The organism is Flavobacterium sp. (genome assembly GCF_020217025.1).
Classification (GTDB): domain Bacteria; phylum Bacteroidota; class Bacteroidia; order Flavobacteriales; family Flavobacteriaceae; genus Flavobacterium.
Genome location: NZ_JAIWOF010000036.1, coordinates 1 through 10,000 on the forward strand (window position 1 = coordinate 1; position 10,000 = coordinate 10,000).

General features: G+C 31.2%; 11 protein-coding genes. 5 read left to right on the forward strand and 6 right to left on the reverse strand.

From position 1 onward, the window contains the following. Window positions 1–53: 53 nt before the first annotated feature. Window positions 54–920 carry a DUF58 domain-containing protein gene (locus LDL23_RS01555; protein WP_291264134.1) on the reverse strand — a complete coding sequence of 289 codons (867 nt, stop codon included), beginning with the start codon at window positions 918–920 and terminating at the stop codon, window positions 54–56. 78 nt (window positions 921–998) lie between these two features. After that, window positions 999–2,003 (reverse strand): MoxR family ATPase, encoded by a 1,005-nt coding sequence (locus tag LDL23_RS01560; protein ID WP_291264135.1) that lies wholly within the window; start codon window positions 2,001–2,003, stop codon window positions 999–1,001. Between the two features lie 176 nt (window positions 2,004–2,179). Between LDL23_RS01560 and LDL23_RS01565 the strand changes: the two genes are divergently transcribed. Both LDL23_RS01565 and LDL23_RS01570 read left to right on the forward strand, forming a co-directional pair. Then, window positions 2,180–3,052 carry an aldo/keto reductase family oxidoreductase gene (locus LDL23_RS01565; protein WP_291264136.1) on the forward strand — a complete coding sequence of 291 codons (873 nt, stop codon included), beginning with the start codon at window positions 2,180–2,182 and terminating at the stop codon, window positions 3,050–3,052. Window positions 3,053–3,136: 84 nt separating this feature from the next. Further along, window positions 3,137–4,276 (forward strand): ATP-binding protein, encoded by a 1,140-nt coding sequence (locus tag LDL23_RS01570; RefSeq protein WP_291264137.1) that lies wholly within the window; start codon window positions 3,137–3,139, stop codon window positions 4,274–4,276. Between the two features lie 310 nt (window positions 4,277–4,586). On the opposite strand, the gene LDL23_RS01575 is transcribed toward LDL23_RS01570, so the two are convergent. From LDL23_RS01575 to LDL23_RS01590, 4 genes are all read right to left on the reverse strand, one after another. Then, on the reverse strand, window positions 4,587–5,258 hold the full coding sequence (locus LDL23_RS01575; protein WP_291264138.1) for a response regulator: 672 nt from the start codon (window positions 5,256–5,258) through the stop codon (window positions 4,587–4,589). Window positions 5,259–5,270: 12 nt separating this feature from the next. Beyond that, a complete protein-coding gene (locus LDL23_RS01580) occupies window positions 5,271–7,157 on the reverse strand; it encodes a tetratricopeptide repeat-containing sensor histidine kinase (protein ID WP_291264139.1) in 1,887 nt (628 codons plus the stop codon). A 166-nt stretch (window positions 7,158–7,323) separates the two neighbouring features. Next, window positions 7,324–7,500, reverse strand: coding sequence for a hypothetical protein (locus LDL23_RS01585; RefSeq protein ID WP_291264140.1), 177 nt, complete (start codon window positions 7,498–7,500; stop codon window positions 7,324–7,326). Window positions 7,501–7,519: 19 nt separating this feature from the next. Then, on the reverse strand, window positions 7,520–7,735 hold the full coding sequence (locus LDL23_RS01590) for a hypothetical protein (protein WP_291264141.1): 216 nt from the start codon (window positions 7,733–7,735) through the stop codon (window positions 7,520–7,522). Window positions 7,736–7,877: 142 nt separating this feature from the next. Between LDL23_RS01590 and LDL23_RS01595 the strand changes: the two genes are divergently transcribed. The 3 genes from LDL23_RS01595 (at window position 7,878) to LDL23_RS01605 (ending at window position 9,843) form a co-directional block, all read left to right on the forward strand. Beyond that, the gene (locus LDL23_RS01595) at window positions 7,878–8,612 is read left to right on the forward strand and encodes a metallophosphoesterase (RefSeq protein ID WP_291264142.1); all 735 of its coding nucleotides are present in this window, start codon (window positions 7,878–7,880) and stop codon (window positions 8,610–8,612) included. Window positions 8,613–8,651: 39 nt separating this feature from the next. Then, on the forward strand, window positions 8,652–9,149 hold the full coding sequence (locus tag LDL23_RS01600; RefSeq protein ID WP_291264143.1) for a DUF6646 family protein: 498 nt from the start codon (window positions 8,652–8,654) through the stop codon (window positions 9,147–9,149). A 118-nt stretch (window positions 9,150–9,267) separates the two neighbouring features. Continuing rightward, complete coding sequence (locus LDL23_RS01605; RefSeq protein ID WP_291264144.1) at window positions 9,268–9,843, forward strand: alkylphosphonate utilization protein; 576 nt, start codon at window positions 9,268–9,270, stop codon at window positions 9,841–9,843. Window positions 9,844–10,000: the final 157 nt, after the last annotated feature.

Genomic DNA, 10,000 nt, shown 5'->3' on the forward strand with positions numbered 1-10,000 from the left:
CAAAAATCCGAACAATAAAGCAATATATAAGTAAAGTTTCTTTTTCATTTTTCTTAATTACGCGCTTTAAAATAACCTAATAATTTGGTTACATAGCTTTCATCAACTCTCGAACTAATCGTACCCGCTCCACATTTTGAAAAAATATCCTTGAAATAATTTACGTTTTCACGATAGTATTTTTCATAATCCATTCGCACTTTATTGGATGTGGTATCAACCAAAAGTATTTCGCCTGTTTCGGCATCTAGCATATTTACTACTCCAATGTTTGGAATGCTTTCTTCTCTTTGGTCAAACACTCGAATTCCAGTTACATCATGACGTTTTGAAGCGATTTTCAGCGTGTGTTCGTAGTCTTTCACCATGAAATCGGAAATTAAAAACACAATGGCTTTCTTTTTCAAAACACTTGATAAATATTTCAAAGCTTGCGATAAATCGGTTTTTTTGCTTTTCGATTCGAATTCGATTAACTCGCGAATGATTCGTAAAACGTGCGATTTTCCTTTTTTAGGCGGAATAAACAATTCGATTTGGTCCGAAAACAAAAGCAAACCTATTTTATCATTATTTTGAGTCGCCGAAAACGCTAATGTGGCAGCGATTTCAGTAATCATATCGCGTTTTAACTGATTTTTTGTACCAAAACTTTCCGAACCTGAAATATCGACCATCAACATCATGGTTAATTCGCGTTCTTCTTCAAATACTTTTACGAAAGGCTCGTTGTAGCGTGCCGTTACATTCCAATCGATAGCTCTTACGTCATCACCATATTGGTATTGGCGCACTTCAGAAAACGTCATCCCGCGTCCTTTAAAAGACGTGTGATATTCTCCCGAAAAGATGTGATCACTCAATCTTCGGGTTTTGATTTCAATTTTTCGAACTTTCTTTAGAATTTCTTTGGTATCCATTTTTAAAAGGTAAAGGGTAAAAGGTAAAAGGTAAAAGACACTTTACTAATGCCTAATCACTATTCCCTAATCACTTTTTTAAGGTACTTCAACTTCGTTAACAATTCTGCTAATAATGTCTTCTGTGGTTACATTTTCGGCTTCAGCTTCGTAGGTGATTCCGATTCTGTGACGTAATACATCGTATACTACAGCACGAACGTCTTCTGGAATTACATAACCTCTACGTTTGATGAAAGCGTAACATTTAGCAGCGGTTGCTAAGTTGATACTTCCACGAGGCGAAGCTCCGAAACTGATTAATGGTTTTAGACTTTCTAATTTATATTTTTCTGGATAACGCGTTGCGAAAATTAAATCTAAGATGTATTTTTCGATTTTTTCGTCCATGTATACTTCACGAACGGCTTCTTGTGCTCTTAGAATTTGGTCTAACGAAACCACTTCATTTACTTTTTCGTAAGCACCTTTTAAGTTTTGACGAATTACCAAGCGCTCGTCTTCCATTTTTGGATAATCGATAACCACTTTCAACATGAAACGGTCAACTTGTGCTTCTGGTAATGGATAAGTTCCTTCTTGGTCAACAGGATTTTGCGTTGCCATTACTAAGAACGGTTTGTCTAACTTAAACGTTTCATCACCAATGGTTACTTGCTTTTCTTGCATGGCTTCTAACAAAGCAGATTGCACTTTTGCTGGCGCACGGTTAATCTCATCAGCTAATACGAAGTTGGCGAAAATAGGTCCTTTACGAATGGTAAAGTCGTTTTGTTTGATGTTATAAATCATTGTTCCAACTACATCGGCTGGCAATAAATCGGGTGTAAACTGAATACGGCTGAATGAACCGTGAACGGCTTGAGAAAGCGTATTAATGGCTAAGGTTTTTGCTAATCCAGGAACTCCTTCCAATAAAATATGTCCTTGACCCAACAAACCTATTAATAATCGCTCGACCATGTGTTTTTGACCTACGATTACCTTATTCATTTCCATTGTAAGTAAGTCTATAAAAGCACTTTCTCTTTCAATCTTTTCATTAATTGCTCTAATGTCTAAGGTTGATGTATTTTCTTCCATTTTATGATTGTATTTGGCGGTGTGAAATTAACAACATTTTTTAACACTGCAAATTGAAATTTTTTTTAGTTTTAACTTGTTAACATTGCGTTAAAAATGCATAAAAAAGGTTGATTTTATGAGTGTTTTATGATTCTATTTTATAATTTTAAGAAAAAATTAAAAACACAACAAATATGTCAGTACAATTATCCCCTATTATTGCTGGAGTTATGAATTGGGGTGTTTGGGATAAAAACCTAAATACCAATGAGTTTACTCACTTAATTAATTTATTCATAGAAAACGGAATCACCACTTTTGATCATGCCGATATTTATGGAGGTTATACAACAGAGGCTTCATTTGGAAAAGCGCTTTCTGAAAGTAAGATAGATCGCAAAAAAATTCAATTAATTACCAAATGTGGCATTCAATATGTTTCAGAAAACAGACCTAATAATTCAATTAAACATTACGAATATTCGAAAGATTATATTATTTGGTCTGTCGAAAATTCGTTGAAAAATTTACAAACCGATTATTTGGATGTTTTTTTACTTCACCGCCCAAGTCCGTTAATGCAAGCTGATGAAATTGCGGAAGCGGTTTCGAAATTAAAAGCAGATGGAAAAATTCTATCTTTTGGAGTTTCTAATTTTACGTCATCTCAAACCGAATTATTGCGTCAGAAAACGGATGTTTCTTTTAATCAGGTACAATTTTCCGCAACGCATCATGAAGCTATGTTAGATGGAAGTTTCGATTACATGCAAATCCACAATATCAAACCGATGGCATGGAATCCGTTAGGAACCGTTTTTAGGGAAAATACCGACCAAACTTTTAGATTACGTCAACTTTTGGCTAAGTTAGTTGAGAAATATCACATTGGTTCTGATATTATTTTATTGGCTTGGATTATGCAACATCCTGCTGGAATTTCTCCAGTGGCAGGAACGGTTAATTCAGGAAGAATTCAGCAATTGATGAAAGCAAAATCGTTAGTTTTAGACAAGCAAGATTGGTTTGCTATCTGGACAGAAAGTATGGGGCATAAAGTGCCTTAAAAAGAGTAATTAGTGAAAAGTGATTAGTAAAAAGTCCATTTTTTTATGCTAATCACTTTTTACTTGTAACCATTTACTAAAAAAATGATCAACAAGCGCTTACTTATCAAAAATCTCTTAGCTCATCATGATGAGAACAGTTTTTATGATAAGAAGCGCCAGTTGAATTTACACACTAAAGAAGGAAAAGCAAAATTCTTAAAACACATTTGTGCACTTTCCAATTCTAATCCAAGTAACAATTCTTATATTGTGGTGGGTGTGGAAGATGAAACCAATGAAATCGTTGGGGATGATTTTTTTGATGATAGTAGGATTCAGAATTTAGTAAATGCCTTTTTAGAAAATCCGCCAAAAATTCAGTACGAAAATGTGCCTTTTCCGAACCTTCCAAAAGATAAAGTGGTGGGATTAGTGACGATTAAACCGAAATCAAAAAATTCATATTTCAAAAAAGGTATTCACACCATTGAAGCAAACTCCTATTTCGTAAGAAAAGGGAGTAATACTTCGCCTACGACTGACAAAATTCCGTATTCGAAACAAAATGTGGAAACGGTTATTAGTATTGAAAATAGCTCTCGTAATAGCATTGAACATACCTTAGAAAGCGTTTTAGATTTCATCAACAATCGCCATAAAGATTTGCCTTCAAAATACAAAGTTTTTAAAGAATTATTTGTGGTTTGTTGGGCTGGAAATAAGAAAAAAGTTCGGGATAAAGAGTATTATTCTAGAGTGGATATTGAGTTGGTCAACGAACAGGTAAAACTGTTTTATTCGGCTTTAGACGAGGTTAGTATTGACTATGATGAAAGTAGTTTTTCGATTACCGAATACATTTCACTTGGATTAAATGATAAAACGAGTTATTATCCGTTTGAAAAAGTAACCTTAACTTTTTTTGACAATGGTTATTACAAAATAAATTCAGAAATGTTATTTGAACCACCGCAATACAACCGAAAAATGTTGTATCATATTTACAATTCCAATTTGGTACTATTAGGAAAACTTCAAAAAGGATTACTATTAAACGATTCTGAAAAGCGAGATTTGGAGAACTTACCTCACATTATGATGATTTGCTATTTGAATGGTTTTGATGAAGCAAAGCAAAAATTAATTGATTCAAAACCGTACTTAAAATTACTTGAAAATCCTTTAATCTACGTGTCTTTTAAAGAAGTGATGCGGATTTTAAGAAAAATGAAATACGACTAATACAATTTTTTATTTTTTATAAAAAGTATCAATGCCAAATAGGAAACGAAAAGAAAAACACCTAAAATGTAAATCAGTTCAAATTGCGCATGATATCCAATACATTTAGATAAAAATGTACTACTTTCAAAAAACAATGTGTTGTATGTTAAATCGGCTACAGTATATAGCCAAACCAAACTCAGAAACAACAAAAACAGCAAGATTTTAGTATATAGTTTCATCCTTTTTATTATTTAAATTACAATGTAAAGGTAAGGACGCTTTTTGGTTGGGTTGCTGTAGTTTTTCTGCACATTTTGTTAAAATTTCATATTAAGCCTCTTTTTTTTGCTTCTTTAATAATGTCTTCGTCAGAACCTTTTTCAATATTAAAAAACTCTTTTATATGGGCTTTTCTTTTGTCGATGGCACTCAATGTAATATTAATATGCTCTGGCATGTTTTTGGTTTTTATGCCTTGCGCCAAAAGCGTTATAATTTGTTGGTAATACTCATCTAACAAAAACTCATTTGCCATTAATTCATTAATGTTTTGTTGCACTGTGCGACTTTTATATTTATCACCATTCATAATTTGATTAAATGCAGTTAAAAGTTCTTGGGCAGAAAAATCACTTTTAACTAAGAAGCCTTCGGGTTCAATTTCTCTATGAATTTTATACAATAAAAAGGCTTCAACATGTGATGTTAGAATTATAATTTTAGTTGTAGGCATGTAATTCCTAACTAATCTTGCTAAATCATGTCCGGAATAAATTTTTTGTTCTGGAAAGGCTGGCAAACTCAAATCGATAAAAACCACATCGTAAGCGGATAGGTTTTGATTATCAGCTATTAAATAATAAGCGCTTTCGCAATTATAAGCTGGTGTAACATTAATTTCACAATCCAAATCGTTAAAAGAAAGAATGCTTTTATATCCTTCTATCATGGAAGGATGGTCATCAATCATTAATACATTTAGCATTTTAGTTTCCAAAATTCTTATTTTTTATAATTTAACTTTTAAAGATACTTTAGTTCCTTTATTTATCTCAGATGAAATCTTTATTCGTCCGTTTATTGATTCTGCTCGACTTTCCATATTTTTTAGTCCAATTCCTGATTTTAATTTTGAAACCTTAAAACCAATACCATCATCCTTTATAGACAAATATAAAAAACCTTCATCAATGCTTAAACTCAACGAAATCATTGAAGCATTAGCGTGTTTGTTGATGTTATTTAACGATTCTTGAATAATTCTATAGACATTCATTTTTATTAAAGCAGAAATCATTTCAATCGTCTCGTCAGGAGTTATTACAAATTCGCATTGGGTTTGATAAGTTTCTTTTTGATTCTGAATCAATTGCTCTAAAATACTTCTGTAATTGCCCTTGTTGAGAAAGGATTCGAAATTTAATTCATGAGCAACCGTTCGTATTTCGCTTTCGACACTTTGAATTTTATCTATATATTCAATACTTCTTTTTATAACGGTTTCATCAGGTTTTTGAGTTAAAGCAAACAAATTGAATCGAATGCTAGCCAATTTGTTTAGAATGTTATCATGAAGATCTTGTGAAATTCGCAACTGTTCTTTCTTTTTAGCTTCTTCTAACTCTTCTTGTTTGTCAAGCATCAATTTATAAATCTCTTCATTTGTCTTCTGCTGTTCTTGACTAAATAATAATTCTCTATGCTTACTTCTTTGATAAAGGATAATATAAAACAATATCCCAAAAGAAATAACAAGCAAAGAAGAAATCAAAATAATTCGAAAACGATTTGAAATAGCTTCTTTCTCTACAATAATTTCATCTGTTTCAAATTCAATTCTTGCTAATTTATTTCGTGTTAAGCGCTCTTGTCGCTGTAAACTATCGCTAATTTTTATATATTCCTTAGCGTATTTTAAACCTTCTTTAGGTTTTAATTCAGTGTAGAAATCAAGTGTTTGTAAAAGTTCTTTATTGTACTTCGACTCTTTAGCTAAACGATTGGCTTCTTCGTTGTACTTAAGCGCAATTATAGTGTCATTTTTAGATAAAAAATATTCAACAAGGTGAACTCTAATGTTTATTTTACTGTAAATATCATCGATTTCATCTCCAAGATCTAATGCTGTTTTAAATCCACTCAATCCTTCGTTTTTATTAATTTTGAAACGAGAATACGCATAATTATCAACTAATGAAATGTATAATACCGGTTGCATTTCTTTGAGATTATTAATTTTTAATCCTTCTGCAAAAATTTCACCAGCTTCTTTAAACTTACCTAAATTTAAATATACAAAACCAATATTATTTATGGCTTGAGCTTGTAAAATAGGCTTGTAATTTTCATTCTTTATGTTCTTAATTTGTGATAAGGATTTTTGATGATATTCTAATGCTTTTTCATAATTTCCTAATCCAGATAATGAAATTCCTAAATTTACAAAACACTCATAAATCAACTCTTGATCTTTAATCTCGGTGGCAACATTTAAAACTTTAACCGTCTCTATCTCACTACCTATAAAATCTTTTTCATAGGATAAAATATAGGCTTTATGTAATTTTGTACTTGCTAAATTAGGCTTGTCATTTAAATTTTCATATTTCTTTTCAGCCTCTAAATAATAATAGTAAGCACTATCATTTTTTGAAGTAGAAAAATAATAATCTCCTAAATAATATTCTGCTCTTGCAATATTTAGTGAGTCCTTTTTAGATTTAGAAATTTCTAAAACTTTATTTGTTATTTCTTTATATTTCTCATATTCTAAAACTCCAAAATAGCGATTGGCTATTTTAAAATAGTTCTTTATTTTTAGTGAGTCGGAATAATTTGAATTGTCAATTAGTTGCTCTATCGAATCGATAAATTTCAAACGAGTGACTTTATCCAAATTAACATTTGAACTATTTTCAAAATACGCATCTAATTTTTTTTGATCTATAGCCCTATCCTCATTTGAATTACATCCAATGAGAAAAAAGAGACCAAATAAAATTATAACCTGTTTCAATTAAAATAATTTACTCATAAACAAAAATACTATTTAAAGATAATAATTAATCCTTTTTTATAATAATAATAGGTGTTCGCGAATTAATTGCACTTTCAACTTTAATTTTTTCTGTTTTTTCAATTTTATAAGTCATAACTTTTTCAATTGAATCTTTCTCTACATTATTTGACATCGTGGACAAAAAGATAGAGCTTACTATTAACACTACTATTGTTTTCATTTCTTTAATATTTTAAAAATTAATCTTTTTTAATTACTATAACTAAAGGCGTTCCATCTTCCGTAGTTGTAGCATTCTGTGTTTCTGTTAAATCTCCTTCCTTGGATTGTTGATTTCGGATATTTTCTGTTACTTTTACACTTTCTTCAAGTGCAGCATCGTACTCGTCTGTTGTGCATGAAAAAAGAGTAATTCCTACTAATGCTAAAGCGAATAATTTAACTGAATTTTTCATAAGATTTTGATTTTAAAGGTTTTGTTTATTTGTTTACAATGGGTTTATTAACTTGAAATACAAAATTAGATACACTGCAAAAATTAATTGCTGTAGTTTTTCTGCATATTTTTCTAAAAATTGAATCAAATTATATTTAATTATGAGAAAATTCGTACTAGGAGATATTCATGGTGGATTAAAAGCCATTCACCAAGTTTTAGAAAGAGCCGACGTTACTAATAATGACACTTTGATTTTTCTTGGTGACTTTGTAGATGGTTGGAGCGAATCGCCAGCAGTTTTGAATTTTTTGATTGCATTACAAAAAAAACAACCTTGTATTTTTATTCGTGGAAATCACGATGAACTTCTATTAGACTGGCTATTAGGTAATAACGAAAATATTGATAAAAAATTGTGGTTTCAACATGGTGGAGAAGCAACTGTAAAATCATATCAAAATATTGACTCGGAAACGAAAGAGAAACATATTCGTTTTTTACAATCGCTTCAAAATTACTATTTAGATGATGAAAACCGATTGTTTATTCATGCTGGTTTTACGAATATGAAAGGCGTAGAATACGAATATTTCAAACCACTTTTTTACTGGGATAGAACCCTTTGGGAAACCGCCTTAGCTCTTGATCCGAATCTTTCTAAAGATGCTATCACTTATCCAAATCGGCTAACAATTTACAAAGAAATTTACATCGGGCATACTCCTGTTACCAAAATAAATGAAAGTATTCCTGTGAATAAAGCTTGTGTGTGGAATGTAGATACTGGTGCCGCATTCAAAGGAAAACTCACGATAATGGATATTGAAACCAAAGAATTCTGGCAAAGTGATGCTTTACCTGAGTTATATCCCAACGAAAACGGAAGAAATTAAAAAATTGTATCTTTGTATGATAATAAAAAATCGAAATCTATGAAAAATATTCTGACGGTAATATGTTTGTTTGTTACAATTCAAATGGCAAATGCGCAAGTTTTTAAAGGAAAAGGAGATACAAAATTTCAAGTAGGAGCCAACATTCAGGAAAAAGGAACAGGAATAATTGCTACTTATGATAGAGGAATCGGCACAAATATGTCGTTTGGTTTTACTTCTTTATACTTATTAGGAATTGAAGAAGTAGCAGGCGAAAAACCAAATTTTGATGACCGTTTTGATTTAAGAGCTCGTTTTAGTGCCAATATTGCAGATGTTTTTGGTATCGAAGAAAAAGTAGATATTTATCCTGGATTAAACATTGGAATTAAAAATTTTGGATCACATTTAGGGGCTCGTTATTTTATTACAGATGGTTTTGGACTTTACTCTGAAATTCAATTTCCAATAGCTCATTACGATAATAATCCAGAAGGATTTGAAAAATACAACAATCAGTTTAACTTCTCTATTGGTGCAAGTTTTAATCTGTAAACCATTATTTGAATTTATTTTTAAAGCAACTTCATAAAAAAGTTGCTTTTTTTTATGCTGTTTTGTTACAATTTATACCTTTGCTTCAAATTATTTATTTACGTAAAATCCATTCAAAATGAGTGTAATAGAAAAAAAACTGAAAGACCGCAGTGGTTCAGTTTGCGAAATTAGTGGTGCCGAACATGATTTAGTTGTGTACACGTTACCACCTCACACTGCAGAAAGCTTAGAACATTCGGTTTTAGTTGCAAAACATTTAAGAGACCAAATTGAAAATCCAGAAACCATGAATGAAAACGATTGGAGAGGATTATCAGAAAGTATGTGGAACGAACATTTGCCAGTTCAAATTTTATCTTGGAGAATGTTAGCCCGTTTGAAAAACAACGACTTGCTTGACATGATGTACTTAGATGAAGAAGCCTTAGAATGGGCAAAAGCAACAGGCGAAGGCGCAGAAGAAGACGAAAATAAAATTGTACATAAAGACAGTAACGGCGTTATTTTACAAGATGGCGATTCGGTAGTGTTGGTTAAAGATTTAGATGTTAAAGGTGCTACTTTTACTGCAAAACGTGGAGCTGCAGTACACAACATTAAATTAGCTTGGGACGACGCTAACCTTATTGAAGGTAGAGTGGAAAACCAAAGTATTTATATTTTGACGCAATACGTGAAGAAAACGAAGTAATTTTTAATGTGCCAATGTGGTAATTAAAAAAAGCCAAACGTTTTAAATGAATTAAATTACTAATAATATCATGAAAAAGATAATTTTAGGTTTGGCTACCATATTATTTATTTTATTCTTTTTAAGAAATTACACAAAGACAAGAGAAGATAATATT